Genomic DNA, 16,446 nt, shown 5'->3' with positions numbered 1-16,446 from the left:
CGCCGGGGTTCAGGAGTCGCCCGCACGGGATTCCATGGTTCGCACAAGGCGGCCGGGTCCTGGCAGTCCTGTCAAAAAAAAGAAGAGGCGAACGAAAGTTCGCCTTTTTTTATATGTGCGTCTCAATCGCATTCAATCGCAATTTTATTTATCTCGAATTGGCAAACCATGTTTGAATTTATTCGTAATCACAAGCGCTGGATCCAGGTCATGCTCGTATTGCTGGCAGCCTCGTTCCTGGTCGTCGGTGGAATGGCCACCAACGAAAACACCGACAGTACCATTGAAGTGGCGAATGTGAACGGCAAGAAGATCACGCAGCCCGAATGGGAAGATGCCCAGCGCAAGCAGATCGACCGCTATCGCGCCATGATGGGTGCGCAGTTCGACCAGAAGCGCTTCGATACGCCTGAATTCAAGCGTGAGATCCTTAATAACCTGGTCGCGCAGCGCGCCGTGGAAACCGAAATCGAGCGCAGCCACCTGACGGTGGGCGACGATGTGCTGGTCAACACGATCCAGCAGGATGAGAATTTCCATACGAGCGGCAAGTTTGACGTGGAAGTGTACAAGGCCGCGCTGAACAACGCGCGCATGACGGCGCCCCAGTACGAAGATAGCCTGCGCCGCAGTTTCGCGCTGCAGCAGCTGACCGGCACCGTGCAGGAAACGGCATTCGTTCCGCGCGCCATCGCCTCGCGCCTGTCCGACATGTTCGACCAGGAACGCGAAGTGCAGGAAATGCTGTTCCCGGCCAAGGATCAGCAAGCCCAGGTCAAGGTCACCGACGACATGGTCAAGGCCTTCTACGACAAGAATGCCGCCCTGTTCCAGATTCCGGAAAAGGTCAAGATCGAATACATCATGTTCGACGCCGCCGCGGTCGAGGGCCTGGTCAGCGTGACCGATGCCGAAGTGAGCGAGTTCTACAAGAGCAACCTGAAGCGCTACACCACGCCGGAAGATCGCCAATACAGCCACATCATGTTCACCGTCGCCAAAGGCGCGAGCGCTGCCGACAAGGCTGCCGCCAAAGCCAAGGCCGAGGCCGTGCTGGCCGAGCTGCGCAAGGCGCCCGAGAGTTTTGCCGAGGTTGCCAAAGCCAGGTCGCAAGACGTGGCGACGGCCGAGCAGGGCGGCGATTTGGGCCAGGCGAAGAAGGGCGAGTTCCTCAGCGCCGCGCTGGAACCGGCCGTCTTCAAGCTCAAACAGGGTGAAATCAGCGACGTGGTGGAATCGGAATCCGGTTACCACATCCTGACCGTGACCAAGCTGGTTCCCGAAGTCGTCAAGCCGTTCGACGAAGTCAAGGATGCCATCGTTGCCGAAGTCAAGAAGCCGAAGATGTCGAAGAAGTATTCGGAACTGGCGCAGGTCTTCAGCGAAACCGTGTACGACCAGTCCGATAGCCTGAAACCGGCCGCGGACAAGCTCAAGCTGAAGATTGAAACCATCGACAATCTGTCGCGCACGCCGAATCCGGCCCTTGGAAATGCACCGTTCAATAACGCCAAGTTCCTGAACGCGGTGTTCTCGGATAGCGTGCTCAAGAACAAACACAATACCGATGCCATCCAGGCCACGCCAAGCACGCTGATCGCTGCCCGGGTACTGGACTATAAGCCGGCGACCAAGCGTCCGCTGGCGGAAGTCGACACCGTCATCCGTGCCCGCGTGGCTGAGCAGGAAGCGGCCAACCTGGCCAAGAAAGCCGGCGAAGCGAAGATCGCTGCCGCCAAGGCCAGCGGCGACGCCGCCGGTTTCAGCGAAGCCAAGGTAGTGAGCCGTGCCGCGCCGACGGGCATTAACCCGACCGCGCTGCAAGCCGTACTCAAGGCCGATGCGAGCAAGCTGCCAGCTTATGTTGGCGTGGACCTGCCGGGTATCGGCTACGGCGTCTATCGCATCGGCAAGGTCGCGCAAGCAGCCAAGCCGGACGTGGCGCGCCGCGCAGCGGAGCAGCAAGACATTGCCCAGCGTATTGGCCAGGCTGAGATGCATAATTACATCGATGCGCTCAAGCAAAAAGCCAAGGCCAAGGTCACGGTCAAGACTGAAGTCGCCGCAGCCGATGCGCCGGCTGCCCCTGCGGTGAAGTAATCGCTGTTCAGGCAGATAAAAACCCGGTCGCTCGCGCTGCCGGGTTTTTTTTCGCCTTTGGGAAAGATGGCGGCTGATTGGCTCGATATCAAATTTCTGCAGAACATCATGACGACGCCGTACTCCTATGTCATCGGAGAGATTTTTTTTACCGGCAGCATGGATGCACTTAGCAGTTTGCTTACGGCATCCGGCCTGCCTAACTCGGTAGGCGAGTGGGCGATCAGGCTGGATGGGTATCCAACCTTCTTCGAGATCGCCTTCGTCGGCAATTTGTCGCCAGAAGAACCTTATCATGTCGACGGCGATGGCTACGGTATGCAGCTGGACGCCGTTGCGCTCTGGTGCGACAAGCTGACTTCATGCCTGATGAAGAATGCAATCAAGCATGAATTTGTTCACTGCACCCATGACGAAGAACTGTGCGTTTACCGTGCTTAGGGCGAAGAAATAAAACTCCGTGGGTTTTGCCATAGATTGAATGCGGCAGTCGTCAGCACCGATGCCTCATCACGTGTTTACCTCGGCTGCGGCCCGCCGTTTACCGTAGAGCCGGACCAGCGCACATTCTGCTATAGCCAGAGGCACTAAAAACATAGCAAGCGGCAATAACCGGGAAAATTGCTCATAAGGTGTCGCCCCAGACTGCTCGAACTTGAAGTAGATAAACATGAAGTTGCCTATAACTAGTCCACAGAGCGACCAGAAGATCCCCACCGCAATGCCGAGCAAGACGATGCGCGATTTCGATGCCCGTGCACACTGAAGTGCAAGCGCAAAACCGCTGATGGCCTTCACGACAATCGTCGGTAATGTGCTAAAGATTGGCTCGAATATATTGACCGATTTCGCAAACCACACGTCGTTCGTATAAAGAACCGAGCCCTGCATGATAATCATGCCCAGTAACGGGAGTGCCACGAAAATGGCAACGCCACGCAGGCGAATGGCGAACGGAGTCAATTGTTCATAAAGGAACGGGGGCAGCAGGGGGGCAATTGGGTAAATTCAAGGCGTTTCCGAGGGGGCGTGTAATCAACATGCAGCATAACCGATTAATTTGTAGCGCATTACGTGTTATTTGAGGGCGAACGATTTGCAGCATCCTTGCGAAAACCGGCCGGGTGGATCGATCATATTTATCGGCACTGCGAATTTAACGCAATGGATACCGAGGGCGGTTCTGTTGATTCCGTGTTTATCGGCTGCACAATAGAGCACTGCAGCTGGTACTGGGGCCTGTTTAATTGCGCGCTGTTCGTCAACGTAAAATTCACGAACTGCACATTTCGCGGCACCAGCTTTGGAGGATGCAAGTTCGTCGAGTGCGAGTTCGTCGATTGTCATTTTGTGGAAGACAATCTGAACGGCGCGTGCTCGTTCAACGATAACGCATGGTACAAATGCACGCAGACCCGTTGCCCAGGTCTTGAAGCCGAGTTTCTCAGCAGGCCTCCGACAGCGAGGCGTCCTGTGGCAAAATACGCGAAAGGACGAGCCTAAGCAGCAGGCTGACGCAGTCCGATTCAAGGAAACAGATGCAGAAATTGATGTCGGAATTGACGAGGTTATACCTGCCCGAAGGTGGCTTGTCACCAGAAACGCTGGCGCAGCGCCGGTTGGGCCAATCCTCCCTTGCGATCGATCTGGCGGACGATACCAGCCACACGCGTGCCATCGTCATTGCCTTCCGAAAAACGTCCGGTGCCGAAGAAGCGCAGCACTGGACCCGCCTGTGCACGCTGGCCAACGCCTTGCAGGCCGAGTTAGGCTTTCCCGCGCCGGCGGTTAGTATTTCCGGTGCCAATGGCTACTACCTGTGGATGTCGCTGGACACGCCCACCCCGGTCGTCCAGGTGCAAACGTTTCTGGAAATGATCCGTAAGGCCTACACGCCAGACATGGACGTGCTTCCGGACGCAGCCAGCGCCCCGGTGGAATTGCCCCCTTGCCTCGACCCGCACAGCGGCAAATGGGCCGCATTCATCGATCCGGGCCTGGGCGCTTCCTTTGTCGACGAGTCCGGACTGGAAATGCCGCCGCCGCTGGCAGGCCAGGCAGCGCTGCTCGAGCGCGTGGAGCGCATCAGCGCTAAACAGTTCCAGCATGCTCTCGACGTCCTCGACCAGGCGCATGGCGCGCCCGTCACCGTGAGCGTCAGCGTGCCGCCGCGCGAGCCTGCTCCGAGCGCCGATGGCTTGCTGCTGCGCGACGCCACGCTGGAAGATATCGTGCGCTTCCTGCATTCAAAAAACATCGAACCGACATTCCGGCATCTCATTTCCTGAATAAAAGGGGCTGACGAAGTCTCAACTCCAGCCATCCTCGTCAAGCACCTCAAGCGATAACTGTTCGCACAGCAGCGCAAATTCATCCTTCGCATCGGCCCGCACCAGGAGCGCGTTCCAGTTGTCGTCATCGTCGTCGTTGAGGACGAACAACTGCTGGCCTTGCCCGGCCGCCCATGACTGCAGCGCCGACAGAATCTTGCTGATCCGGGCAGGGCCCTCCGGTGGCGGTGGCGGTGGCGTGAATGCGGGCAAGCCGCGCGCGGCGCACATGTCCACCACGTAGGCGGCCAGCGACTCATCGTCCTTCAAGTCCGCCTGCGCGCCGTAACCGAGCCCGGCCAGCACCTCCATCGCACTGCACAGCGCCGGCATGCTCTTGCGCTTTTTCAGCCCCTTGTGCGCCTTTGTGATGATATCGGCCTGCTCATTGCAGGCCAGTTCCAGCCAGCGTACGTACGCCTCGGCAGGCTTGAGGGTGTAGACTTTTTTCGGCTGCAGGTGCGGCGAGGGAGGAATTTCCGGTCCCGCGCCCACACCCGTGGCGCGCCACGCATCGCGCTTGCCGCGCACGTGTTCACGGTAATAATCGACCAGCTCGCGCGGATAGTAGGGGAGGTCGCGAAAGGTGCTGTCGTCGATATCGTAGGCACACACCGCCAGCGCAATCTCGAAGGGGAAATGCAGGAAGATATGCTTGCCTGCGGCCGGCGCTTCACGGTAGCCGGATGGCTTCATCAGTTTCGGCCACTGGCGCATGCATGCTTCCAATGCACGCGTGCGTGCGGGTTCGTCCAGCAGCAGTGCGTCGATGACCGCTTCGTCTTTCGGCTCCGAGAACGTTGGATCGTATTCTTCGGCGTACGACGTCGATGGAACAAATGCCTTGAGCATCATGTCGAACAAGACCGGGCCGTCCTCGAGCGTGAACCAGGTGTCTGCACGCGCCAGTTCCGTGCCGTTGTCGTCGAAGCAGACGAAGGCAAACAGCCACAGCAAGGACCAAGGTTCCCCTGAATCAATCAGCACGTCGTGCTCCGGGAACAGCTTCTTGCTCGCCTCCTGCGTGCTGCGCAAGGTAGGCAGCATGTCATCCAGGAACCAGGCGCGGATGCTGTCGAGCGAGTCGCCGCGCCCGAAGCGGTGCAGCAGACATTTTTGCTGATAGCGGGGAATGGTCAGCAGTTCGTACTGATTGAACGAATTTTCAGGCTCTTCCGCATAGCGGCGCAGGGGAAAAGCGACGCTGGTGTCGGCGTCGCTGACATGGGATTCCATTTCGGCAGGCGTGCTGCTCAGGTTACGCGGTGTGCTCATGCGGTCCAGTTGTCAAAGATTGTTCACGCGGCGTGCAAGCGGTGCGCCGCGGCCAGGAAATCCGCCTCGCCGATATCGTCCAGCTGTACCACCTCGGCCTTGCCGACCTGGATGAAATTGCGGTCGATCGAGCGCAGGTAAGCCGGATCGTAATGCGCGGCCAGCAATTCGTCCACAAGTACCGGCATCTGCCCGCCACTGGCCAGCGCATGCCAGCTGTCGATCTTGTCGCGTCCGTGCAGCAGCGTCAGGCAGTCGAGCTGCGTATTGAGCGTGTCCGGACTCTCGGTGAAATGCTGATAGTCTTCCATCAGCAGGCGTACCCGGTTCGGCCGCGACAGCATCAACGACACGCAGGACGATTGCCGCATCTTGTTCATCAACGCATCGGGCACGCGCAACTGGCCGACCTTCTTGCTTTCCGATTCCACGAACACGGGCCGGGCCGGATCGAAGCGGCGCAGTTTTTCCCAGATCAGGGTTTCGAACATCTTTTGCGATGGCTGCGGTTTGCTCGGCAGATTGCCCAGTACCGACCCGCGGTGCGCGGCCAGCTGTTCCAGGTCCAGCACCTGCGCGCCGATCGAGTCGAGCACCTGCAGCAGGCGGCTCTTGCCGCTGCCCGTGGTGCCGCAGATAACCTTGAATTCCGGCACGGGCGTTTCCAGCAGCGCCGCGCTGACATGCGCGCGGTACGCCTTGTAGCCGCCGTCGAGTTGCACCGACGGCCAGCCGATCTTGGCCAGGATCAGCGCCATCGAGCCGCTGCGGTTGCCGCCGCGCCAGCAATACACCAGCGGCCGCCATTCCTTGGGCTTGTCCAGCCACAGCGTTTCGATATGGCGCGCGATGTTCTTGGCTACCAGCGTCGCGCCGACCTTCTTGGCCTCGAAGGCGTTGATCTGCTTGTACATGGTGCCCACCCGCACGCGCTCCGGGTCGCTCAGCACCGGGCAGTTGATGGCGCCGGGAAGATGGTCGAGAGCGAACTCGGACTCGCTGCGCGCGTCGATGATGCAGTCGAACTGGTCGAGCTGCGGCAGCAGCGAGGCGAAATTTTCCAGGGCGGGATATTTCATCGGGATTTCACCAGTGCGAGGAAATGCGGCCAGATGTTCGCCAGGATGACCGGATGGGCCTGGGCGTTCGGATGCAGGCGGTCGGGCTGGAACAGCGCGGGCTTGTCGGCCACCCCGTCGAGCATGAACGGCACCAGCGGCGCCTTGTACTGGGTCGACAGCGACTTGTACATACCGAAGAAGCGCTCGGTGTAATCGCGCCCGTAGTTGGGCGGAATGCGCATGCCGACCAGCAGCACGCGCGCCTTGTTCTTTTGCGCCAGTTCGATCATGGTGCGCATATTGGTTTCGGCGGCCGGCACCGGCAGGCCGCGCAGGCCGTCGTTGGCGCCCAGTTCGATGACCACGATGTCGGGTTTGTGCTGGGTCAGCAGGGCAGGCAGGCGCGCGCGGCCGCCGCTGGTGGTTTCGCCGCTGATGCTGGCGTTGACGACGGCGGCGTCGATTTTTTCGGCCTTGAGTTTCTGCTCCAGCAGCGCGACCCAGCCGGCGCCGCGGCTCAGGCCATACTCGGCGGACAGGCTATCGCCCAGCACAAGCACGGTTTTTGGTGCAGAATAGGCGCTCGCCGAGGCGGCCAGCATCAGCAGCCCGCAAACAGACCATTTTTTGAGATAAACAAGCATGCGTGACATTCCTGACTCTTCCAATCGTTACGTAAGTGACCATGCAAAGGCGCCGGCGGCGATCGAGGTGATCGGCCTGTCGAAACGGGTGGCCGACGCCAGCGGCGAGCTCACCATTTTGCACAGTGTGGATTTTACAGTGCAACCGGCCGAGACGCTCGCGATCGTGGGCGCGTCCGGTTCGGGCAAGTCGACCTTGCTTGGGCTGCTTGCCGGCCTGGACACGCCATCGTCCGGCAAGGTGATCCTCGCCGGCGACGATATCTTCGCGCTCGATGAAGATGGCCGCGCCAGCCTGCGCAAGGCCAAGCTGGGCTTCGTATTCCAGTCGTTCCAATTGCTGGCGCATTTGAATGCGTTGGAAAACGTGATGCTGCCGATGGAACTGCGCGGCGAAAGCGATGCGAAGGAAAAGGCGGCGGCGATGCTGGGACGGGTAGGGCTGTCGAGCCGCCTGAAGCATTATCCCAAGTTCCTGTCGGGCGGCGAGCAGCAGCGCGTGGCCCTGGCGCGCGCGTTCGTCACCGAGCCGCCGCTGCTGTTCGCCGACGAGCCGACCGGCAGCCTCGATGCGGCCACGGGCGAGGCGGTGATTCAGCTGATGTTCGAGTTGAACCGGGAGCGCGGGTCAACCCTGGTGCTGGTCACGCACGATCCGTCGATTGCGGCGCGTTGCGGACGGACCATTACGATTGCGGGGGGACGGTTGGTCTAGTCGCATCGCTTAACGCCGTCGCTGCATTTAACGCCATCGCTGCGCTTAGCTCCGTCGTTCCCGCGAAGGCGGGAACCCAAGTTCGATAAGCCGCCAAAGACTTCGGTAGGGACTTGGGTTCCCGCCTTCGCGGGAACGACGGGTTAGTGGCGGAACGACGGGTTAGTGGCGGAACGCCGTTTTAACGCGCCAGTGCATTGAACACCGCGCGCGCCGCCACCGGCAATTCCCCCGCGGTCAAGCCAATCGGCCCGCTCCCTTGCGCCACCAGCCGGTCCGCCGCCGCGCCATGCACCCACACCGCGCCCAGCGCCGCCTCCCACGCCTGCCACCCTTGCGCCAGCAAACTGCCGCAGATCCCCGCCAGCACGTCACCGCTGCCCGCCGTCGCCAATCCCGCGTTCCCGGTCGGATTGATCACGGCCGCCCCAGTGGCATTCGCAATCACGCTGCCCGATCCCTTGAGCACCACCACCGCATTCAAACGCGACGCCAGTTCGCGCGCCGCGGCCAGCCGGTCGCCCTGAACAACGCCGCTGGTCACGCCCAGCAGCCGCGCCGCCTCCAGCGGATGCGGCGTCAGGATCGCCGGCGCCGCGCGCTGCGCCAGCCGTCCCTGCAAGTCCGGACTGGCCGCGAGCAGGTTAAGCGCATCGGCATCGAGCACCAGCGGCGCCGTGCCTTCGAGCGCCTTGAACAGCACCCGCATGGCGGTCACCGAATCGCCCATGCCCGGCCCGATCACGAGCGTGCCGTCGCCGCTGTCGAACTCCTGGGCGTCGCGCATCATGATTTCGGGCTGCGCGAAATCGACCGCCGCCACCGGGTCGATGGCGGCCACAAACACCCGCCCGGCCCCGCAAAACAGCGCCCCGCGCGCCGCCAGCAGGGGCGCGCCGGCCATGCCTTTGGCCCCGCCGACCACCGCCACGTCGCCGAAGCTGCCCTTATGGCTGTTATGCCGGCGCGGCGCAAGATGGCGTGCGAACAGCGCCGGCTCATTCAGACGCGCCCCGGCCGGCGGCCGCTGGCCCGGATCGATGCCCAGCGGCGCCACCTGCACCTGGCCGGCGTAGTCGCGACCTTCGTATGTATGAAGGCCGGGTTTGTCGGCGATGAAGGTAATCGTGCGCGTGGCGTGGATCGCAACGCCGTCCGGGCCGATGACGGCGCCGGTATCGGCATCGAGTCCGCTCGGTACATCGAGCGCCAGCACCGGCCGTCCGAGTGCATTGATGGTCTCGACCAGCGCGCGCATGTCGCCAGCGAGCGGGCGCGCCAGTCCGATGCCGAACAGGCCATCGACGATCAGGCCCCAGTCGCGCCCGAGCGGCAGGGTATCGACAAAGTGCGCCTTGCTGGCGCGCGCGCGGGCCAGCGCCTGCGCTGTTTCGGGCGAGGGCGCCACCGCGCCGGGAAGATGCAGCACCGTGACATCGGCATCGAGATCGGTGTTGGCGCCGGCCAGGGTGGCCGCGACTTCGAGCGCGTCGCCGCCGTTGTTGCCAGGGCCGGCCAGCACCAGCACCTTGCGCCCGGCCAGCATCTCGCGCGCGGCGCTGGTGGCCGCTTCGCCGGCGCGCTGCATCAGCGTGCCGGCCGGCAGGGCCGCCGCCATGGTGTGTTCGATACTGCGGATTTCGGCCACGTTGTACAGTGATTTCATCATAACTCCGTTGCAAAGGCACCAATATTGTGCCAATTTCAATACGCTGCGACTAAAATTTCGGGTTGGGCACTACAATATGCGCCATTCCAAACACATTTAAGGACGGCACATGGATTGGCAATTCTGGATCGATCGCGGCGGCACATTTACCGACATCGTGGCGCGTCAGCCCGACGGCAGCCTGGTGACCCATAAATTGTTGTCCGAGAATCCGGAGCAATACAGCGACGCAGCCGTCGCCGGCATCCGCCACCTGCTTGGCCTGCGGCCCGGCGATCCGATACCGGTCGAGGCCATCGAGGCGGTCAAGATGGGCACCACCGTCGCCACCAACGCACTGCTCGAACGCAAAGGCGAACGCACGGCGCTGGCCATCACGCGTGGCTTTCGCGACGCGCTGCGCATAGCGTATCAGAACCGGCCGAAATTGTTCGATCGTCATATCGTGCTGCCGGAACTGCTATACAGCCATGTGGTGGAAATCGATGAACGCATGGGCGCCCACGGCGACGTGCTCACCCCTCTCGACGACGACGCCACCCGCGCCGCCCTGCAGACAGCCTATGACGACGGCGCCCGCTCGCTGGCGATCGTCTTCATGCACGGCTATCGCTACACCGCGCACGAAGCGGCGGCCGTGCGCATCGCCCGCGCCATCGGCTACACCCAGGTCTCGGTCTCGCACGAAGTGAGCCCGATGATGAAACTGGTCGCACGCGGCGATACCACCGTCGTCGATGCCTACCTCTCGCCGATCCTGCGCCGCTACGTCGACCAGGTGGCCGCCGAGATGCCCACCGTGAACCTGCAGTTCATGCAGTCGAACGGCGGCCTGACCGACGCGCGCGCCTTCCAGGGCAAGGACAGTATCTTGTCCGGACCGGCCGGCGGCATCGTCGGCATGGCGCGCGCCAGCCAGTTGGCCGGCTTCGACAAGGTCATCGGCTTCGATATGGGCGGCACCTCGACCGACGTGTCGCACTTTTCGGGCGAATTCGAACGCGTGTTCGAGACCCAGGTCGCGGGCGTGCGCATGCGCGCGCCGATGATGAGCATTCACACCGTGGCCGCCGGCGGCGGCTCGCTGCTGCATTTCGACGGCAGCCGCTATCGCGTCGGCCCGGACAGCGCCGGCGCCAACCCGGGGCCGGCCAGCTACCGGCGCGGCGGACCGCTCGCGGTCACCGACTGCAACGTCATGCTGGGCAAAATCCAGCCCGCGCATTTCCCGCGCCTGTTCGGCCCCGATGCCAACCAGCCGCTCGACCCGGAACGCGTGCGCGCGCAGTTCCTCGCGCTGGCGCAGAAGATTGGCGCGGCCACCGGCGTAACGCCCACACCGGAACAGGTGGCCGAAGGCTTCATCCAGATCGCGGTCGGGAACATGGCCAACGCAATCAAGCAGATCTCGGTGCAGCGCGGTCACGACGTGACCGACTATGCGCTCACCAGTTTCGGTGGCGCCGGCGGCCAGCACGCCTGCCTCGTGGCCGACGCCCTCGGCATGAAGACCGTGTTCGTGCACTCGCTGGCCGGCGTGCTGTCGGCCTACGGCATGGGCCTGGCCGACCAGCGCTCCATGCGCGAGCGCGCGGTCGAACTGCGCCTGGCCGACACCACCCCCGATATGCTGGCCGGCTATCTGCACGGCCTTGGTGAAGGCCTGACCCGCGAACTCACGCACCAGGGCGTGGCCGCCTCGCGCATCCGCCTGGTGCGCCGCGTTCACCTGCGCTACGAGGGCACCGATTCAGCCATCATCGTCCTGTTCGACAATCCCGATCGCATGAAGAACCAATTCGAGGCCGCCTACAAGAAACGCTTCTCGTTCCTGATGCCGTCGAAGGCGATGGTGGTCGAGGCGGTGTCGGTCGAAGCCATCGGCGCATCGGACGCGCCGGCCGAGAACCTGGCGGTGCTGCCAACGCGCGAGGCGCCGCTCAAGGCGCGCGAGACGGTGCGCATGTTCGGCGCCGACTCGTGGCACAACACGGGCTTGTACAAGCGGGCCGACATGCGTCCGGGCGACGTGATCAAAGGCCCGGCCATCGTCGCCGAGGACAATGCCACCACCGTGGTGGAACTGGGCTGGCAGGCGAAAGTCACGCCGCACAATCACCTGGTGCTGACCCGCATCGAAGCGCTGCCCGCACGGCGCGCCATCGGCACCACGGCCGATCCGGTGATGCTGGAGATCTTCAATAACCTGTTCATGTCGATTGCCGAACAAATGGGGCTGCGCCTGCAGAACACCGCGTACTCGGTCAACATCAAGGAACGGCTGGATTTCAGCTGCGCGATTTTTGATGCCGCCGGCAACCTGATCGCCAATGCGCCGCACATGCCGGTCCATCTGGGCTCGATGGGCGAATCGATCAAGACCGTCATGACCGAAAACGCGGGCAAAATGCGTCCGGGCGACGTCTTCATGCTCAACGACCCGTACCACGGCGGCACCCACCTGCCCGATGTAACAGTGATTACGCCGGTGTTCGACGAGGCGGGCGCCGCGATCCTGTTTTATGTCGGCTCGCGCGGCCACCATGCCGACATCGGCGGCACCACGCCAGGGTCGATGCCGCCGGACTCGGTGTTCATCGAACAGGAAGGCGTGTTGATCGATAACTTCAAGCTGGTCGACGGCGCCGATGGGATGCTGCGCGACGCGGAAGCTCGCGCTCTCTTGAGCGGCGCGCGCTACCCGGCACGCAATCCCGACCAGAACATGGCCGACCTGCGCGCGCAGGTGGCTGCCAACCAGAAGGGGGTGGACGAACTGCGCAAGATGGTCGCGCACTTCGGGCTGGCCGTCGTGCAGGCCTACATGGGCCACGTGCAGGACAACGCCGAAGAAGCGGTGCGGCGCGTGATCACGGCGCTCAAAGACGGCGACTTCACCACCGACCTCGATAACGGCGCCCGGATCCAGGTCGCCATCCGCGTCGACCAGGCCACCCGCAGCGCGACCATCGACTTCAGCGGCACCTCGCCGCAGCTGGCCAATAACTTCAACGCGCCATCGGCGGTGTGCATGGCGGCGGTGCTGTACGTGTTCCGCACGCTGGTGGATGACGAAATTCCGCTCAACGCGGGCTGCCTGAAACCGCTGAAGGTGATCATTCCGCCAGCCTCGATGCTCAATCCGCACTATCCGGCGTCGGTGGTGTCGGGGAACGTGGAAACGTCGACCTGCATCACCAACACGCTGTACGGCGCGCTCGGTGTCATGGCCGCCTCGCAGGGCACGATGAACAACTTCACCTTCGGGAACGCCAAATACCAGTACTACGAAACCATTTCGGGTGGTTCCGGCGCTGGCGAGGGCTACAACGGCACCGACGTGGTCCAGACCAATATGACCAATTCGCGCCTGACCGACCCGGAAATCCTGGAATTCCGTTTCCCGGTGCGGCTGGAAAGCTACGAAATTCGGCCCGGCTCGGGCGGGGCAGGGCGCTGGCACGGCGGTAACGGCGGGGTGCGCAAGGTGCGCTTCCTGGAACCGATGACGGCGGCCATCCTGTCGAATAACCGCATCCATGCGCCGTTCGGCATGGCTGGCGGCAGTCCGGGCGCATGCGGAGTGAACAGCGTAGTGCGGGCCGACGGCAGCGTCGAGCTGCTCGCGCATATCGGCAAAACCGAAATGGCGGCAGGCGACCTGTTCGTGATCGAAACGCCGGGCGGAGGCGGATTTGGAGATTCGTGCTCCAAAAATTTGTGAAATTGGCTACACTTATGGATTGGTACACAATTTAGTGTCAGATCAATAAGGGTTGTATTTTGGAATCACATGAGCAAAACGGACCTCGGCGGGTAGAACCGAGCCTGTTGCCGGAAAACGAGCCGGCACCTGCCGCGCCGCCAATACCTCCCGAGACGGCGCCGCCTGCCTCGGCGCCTGCGGACCCGGATGGTCCGCAGGTGTTGTTGGGTATCGCGCCGCAGGAGAGGGCGCCTGCGGGCGACTGGATCGGCGCGGCGGTGGCCTGGGGCGGCAGTGTGGCTGCCCTGGCGGCGCTGGCCGGCGCCGGGTTCTGGTTCTATTCGGAACGCAAGGTCGACAATGCCATGCATGCGGTGGCGATGAGCGCGAAGGTCGACGCCACGGCGCCGGCCAAGCCTGTCGTCAAGGCGCCGCCGGCCGCTGCGGTTCCTCCGACACTCCCCGTACCGGTACCCGACAACACGTCGCCGCCGCCGGGCCGCATCACGCCCGCGCCGGAACCGGTGCCACCGCTGGTGACCTTGCCGCCGGAGCCCGAAAAGCCAGCCGCGCCGGTTGTCAAAAAGCCGCTTGAGCCTGCACCCGCGCCGAAACCCGCGCATCCGCCTGCTGCCGTGGTGAAAAAGGCGACGCCGGCCAAGCCAGACGTCAAGGCCAAGCCGTCGGCGGTCGTTTTGAAAAAGCCGGTGGTCAAGCCGAAAGCGCCTGTCGCTTCTGCAAAGCCGGTCGCAAAGAAGACGCCACCTCTGGTGGCCGCGAAGAAGAAGCCGGTTGCCGTGGCGCCTGTCAAACCTGGCGTCAAGGCCAAGGTGGCGCCGAAACCGGTAACAAAGCCTGTAACCAAGCCGGCAACCAAGCCGGGGGCCAAGCCGGCGGCGAAAGCCAAACCGGCGCCCGCCAAGACAAGCGCAAGGCAGGAGCCTGCCTTCAAACTGCACACGCCAGCCAACGCCAAGCCGTGCAAGAGCGGGGCGCTGGCACGCGAGTGCTGAACCCCCGTTCCAGGTGATGCATTTGCCGCCGGTCTGGTTGCGCAGGCTGCAGGCGCCGCCGCTGCCTTCGGCCTTGATGGCGATGCGCTGCGCGCCGCTGCCGTTGCGCGGTAGCGGGAATCAGGTCGAAATACCGTACTTGCGCTGGGCGCTGTGATAATCCTCGGTCAAGCCCGGGAGCAGCGGATTGGCCGGGTCGATCTTGCGGATGGCGTCGAGCTGAGTGTTGCAGATCTCGGCCAGCGGATGGTCCCAGCCCAGGTCTTCGAGCTGGCGCAGGATTGCCTTGGCCAGCGCCACCATGACCTGCACGTTTTTCGGCGCCATGTGCTGGGCTTCGAGCAGGGTCTGCACCGCGCCCTTGACGTCGCCCATATTGCCTTTTTCCGCGGCCAGGTCGAGCAATTCCTGCACCTGGGTCATCAGGCGCGAGTTCATGCCTTCCGCCAGATCAGGCCGGCCGGCCTTGACGAACACGCTCATCGCATCCTGCATCGACACGTCGCTGTCGACGTCGTTCATGACCGTCAGCATGACTTCCGCTGCAGCGTTGTCGAGCCGGTTCGACAGGCAAGTGCGCGCCAGGCCGATTTTCAGCTCGCTCGACAAGCCCTTGGACAGCCGCACCGCCGCCACCGCCGCATTGAGCTCCGTCACCGCAGCCGCGGTATTGCCGGCCGACTCATGCAGCAGCGCCACCGAAATGGACTTGCAGGCATCGATGGCGGCATTGCCGCGCAGGGATTTTTCCATGTCGCGGATGACGCTGCCCGCCTGGTTGGTGTCGCCTTTCTTGAGCAGGGTCTTGACCAGCTTGACGTGGTCTTCCGGATCGCGAAATTCGGAGTATTTGGAGCGCGATACCACCTGTTTGAACGATTTTTCCGCCACCACCACGTCGCCCGCTTCCAGCGCCACTTCGCCCAGGCGGCGCAGGCGGCGCACCATGTGGGGCGATATCGCCACCGCTTCTTCGAGGATTTTCTGGGCGCGATAGGCGGCACCGTTCATTTCGTGGCACTTGGCCAGCAGATCGTAGGCGGCCATGAACTTGGGGTTGTCTTCGATGAGCTTTGTGACAACGTTCTCGGCTTCTTCAATCTTGTCCTGCGCGAACAGCACGCGTGCCAGGCCCAGGCTGGCCCAGCCGATCGACTTGCTGGCCAGGATGCCGCTGTAGATATCCTCGGCCTGCGGCAGTTCGTCGAGCGCCACGTGCATGTCGGCGCGCAGCCTTGCAAAATCGGCCACATAGCGCGGGTGAGTCGCTTCTCCGGTCGCGGCCGACCTGATTGCCTCGCGCAGATTGCCCTGGGCGATCAGGTTGTAGGTCGGCAGGAACACGGCGCGGCGCTCGATGGCGCGGTTGATGCGCTGGCTGAGCATGTCCACCGTGAACGGCTTGAGGATGTAGTCGGTCGGGGTCAGTTCGGCGGCGCTGACCACCTTGCTGTAGACGCCCTCCGAGGTAATCATGATGAAAATGGTCGACAGGCCGATCAGCTTGTGATGGCGCATGTCTTCCAGCAGCTGCTGGCCATCCTGGCCGTTGTCGCTGCCGCCACCGCCGTCGAGGTCGTATTCGCACAGGATCAGGTCGTAGCTGCGCTTGCCGACCTGCTTGATCGCCGTGCTGGCGTTGACGGCAAATTCGATTTTCGTGATGCTGGACTGCACCAGCATGTTCTGCAGGCTGCCGCGCATGCCCGGGTTCGGGTCGATTACCAATACGGACAAGTTGCTGTTATCTTGCATCTTTTCACTCTCGTGCCCCCATGAACGGGGTTTCAGCACTATTAACGGTTCGTGCGGGAAACTCTTGAAACCCTACGATACGCTAATGTTCCTGCTGGCGGCAACAGGCACACGAGGCGGTGAGGCGAATACGCCGCGCTGTCGGGGTAGCAACACGGTATAATGTCGGCCTAAAGGA

Annotated in this window: 13 protein-coding genes; 7 read left to right on the top strand and 6 right to left on the bottom strand. The window is 62.7% G+C overall.

The window, feature by feature from the left end:
• Positions 1-168 precede the first annotated feature (168 nt).
• Entirely contained in the window at positions 169-2,100 is a 1,932-nt protein-coding gene (locus CR152_RS24265; RefSeq protein ID WP_099879294.1) for a SurA N-terminal domain-containing protein, read from the top strand.
• A 66-nt stretch (positions 2,101-2,166) separates the two neighbouring features.
• Positions 2,167-2,541 carry a hypothetical protein gene (locus tag CR152_RS24260; RefSeq protein WP_099879292.1) on the top strand — a complete coding sequence of 125 codons (375 nt, stop codon included), beginning with the start codon at positions 2,167-2,169 and terminating at the stop codon, positions 2,539-2,541.
• A 69-nt stretch (positions 2,542-2,610) separates the two neighbouring features.
• Here CR152_RS24260 and CR152_RS24255 read toward each other — a convergent pair whose 3' ends face one another.
• Positions 2,611-3,063, bottom strand: coding sequence for a hypothetical protein (locus CR152_RS24255; RefSeq protein WP_099879290.1), 453 nt, complete (start codon positions 3,061-3,063; stop codon positions 2,611-2,613).
• Between the two features lie 201 nt (positions 3,064-3,264).
• On the opposite strand from CR152_RS24255, the gene CR152_RS35095 reads away from it, so the two are divergent.
• Together CR152_RS35095 and CR152_RS24245 are read left to right on the top strand one after the other, a co-directional pair.
• A complete protein-coding gene (locus CR152_RS35095) occupies positions 3,265-3,603 on the top strand; it encodes a pentapeptide repeat-containing protein (RefSeq protein ID WP_099879288.1) in 339 nt (112 codons plus the stop codon).
• A gap of 35 nt (positions 3,604-3,638) precedes the next feature.
• A complete protein-coding gene (locus CR152_RS24245; RefSeq protein ID WP_099879286.1) occupies positions 3,639-4,388 on the top strand; it encodes a hypothetical protein in 750 nt (249 codons plus the stop codon).
• A 21-nt stretch (positions 4,389-4,409) separates the two neighbouring features.
• Here CR152_RS24245 and CR152_RS24240 read toward each other — a convergent pair whose 3' ends face one another.
• Genes CR152_RS24240 through CR152_RS24230 form a run of 3 tightly spaced genes read right to left on the bottom strand, consistent with a single transcriptional unit; the run spans position 4,410 to position 7,410 of the window.
• Complete coding sequence (locus CR152_RS24240) at positions 4,410-5,705, bottom strand: PoNe immunity protein domain-containing protein (RefSeq protein ID WP_099879284.1); 1,296 nt, start codon at positions 5,703-5,705, stop codon at positions 4,410-4,412.
• Positions 5,706-5,728: 23 nt separating this feature from the next.
• Positions 5,729-6,784, bottom strand: a complete 1,056-nt coding sequence (gene mnmH, locus CR152_RS24235) for a tRNA 2-selenouridine(34) synthase MnmH (protein WP_099879282.1) — start codon at positions 6,782-6,784, stop codon at positions 5,729-5,731.
• Entirely contained in the window at positions 6,781-7,410 is a 630-nt protein-coding gene (locus tag CR152_RS24230; protein ID WP_370663829.1) for an arylesterase, read from the bottom strand. The genes mnmH and CR152_RS24230 overlap by 4 nt, the downstream gene beginning before the upstream one ends.
• On the opposite strand from CR152_RS24230, the gene CR152_RS24225 reads away from it, so the two are divergent.
• Complete coding sequence (locus CR152_RS24225; protein ID WP_099882717.1) at positions 7,409-8,125, top strand: ABC transporter ATP-binding protein; 717 nt, start codon at positions 7,409-7,411, stop codon at positions 8,123-8,125. The genes CR152_RS24230 and CR152_RS24225 overlap by 2 nt on opposite strands.
• A 181-nt stretch (positions 8,126-8,306) precedes the next feature.
• On the opposite strand, the gene CR152_RS24220 is transcribed toward CR152_RS24225, so the two are convergent.
• Positions 8,307-9,791, bottom strand: a complete 1,485-nt coding sequence (locus tag CR152_RS24220; RefSeq protein WP_099882715.1) for an NAD(P)H-hydrate dehydratase — start codon at positions 9,789-9,791, stop codon at positions 8,307-8,309.
• Between the two features lie 112 nt (positions 9,792-9,903).
• On the opposite strand from CR152_RS24220, the gene CR152_RS24215 reads away from it, so the two are divergent.
• Both CR152_RS24215 and CR152_RS24210 read left to right on the top strand, forming a co-directional pair.
• A complete protein-coding gene (locus CR152_RS24215) occupies positions 9,904-13,518 on the top strand; it encodes a hydantoinase B/oxoprolinase family protein (protein WP_099879278.1) in 3,615 nt (1,204 codons plus the stop codon).
• Between the two features lie 200 nt (positions 13,519-13,718).
• Complete coding sequence (locus CR152_RS24210; protein ID WP_157778707.1) at positions 13,719-14,513, top strand: hypothetical protein; 795 nt, start codon at positions 13,719-13,721, stop codon at positions 14,511-14,513.
• A 120-nt stretch (positions 14,514-14,633) separates the two neighbouring features.
• Here the strand turns inward: CR152_RS24210 and CR152_RS24205 are convergent, their stop codons facing one another.
• A complete protein-coding gene (locus CR152_RS24205; protein ID WP_307718594.1) occupies positions 14,634-16,250 on the bottom strand; it encodes a tetratricopeptide repeat-containing response regulator in 1,617 nt (538 codons plus the stop codon).
• Positions 16,251-16,446 lie beyond the last annotated feature (196 nt).

This window comes from Massilia violaceinigra, from assembly GCF_002752675.1.
Lineage (GTDB): Bacteria > Pseudomonadota > Gammaproteobacteria > Burkholderiales > Burkholderiaceae_D > Telluria_A > Telluria_A violaceinigra.
Note: the sequence above shows the minus strand (reverse complement) of the source record. Positions and strands in the feature narration are given on the sequence as shown.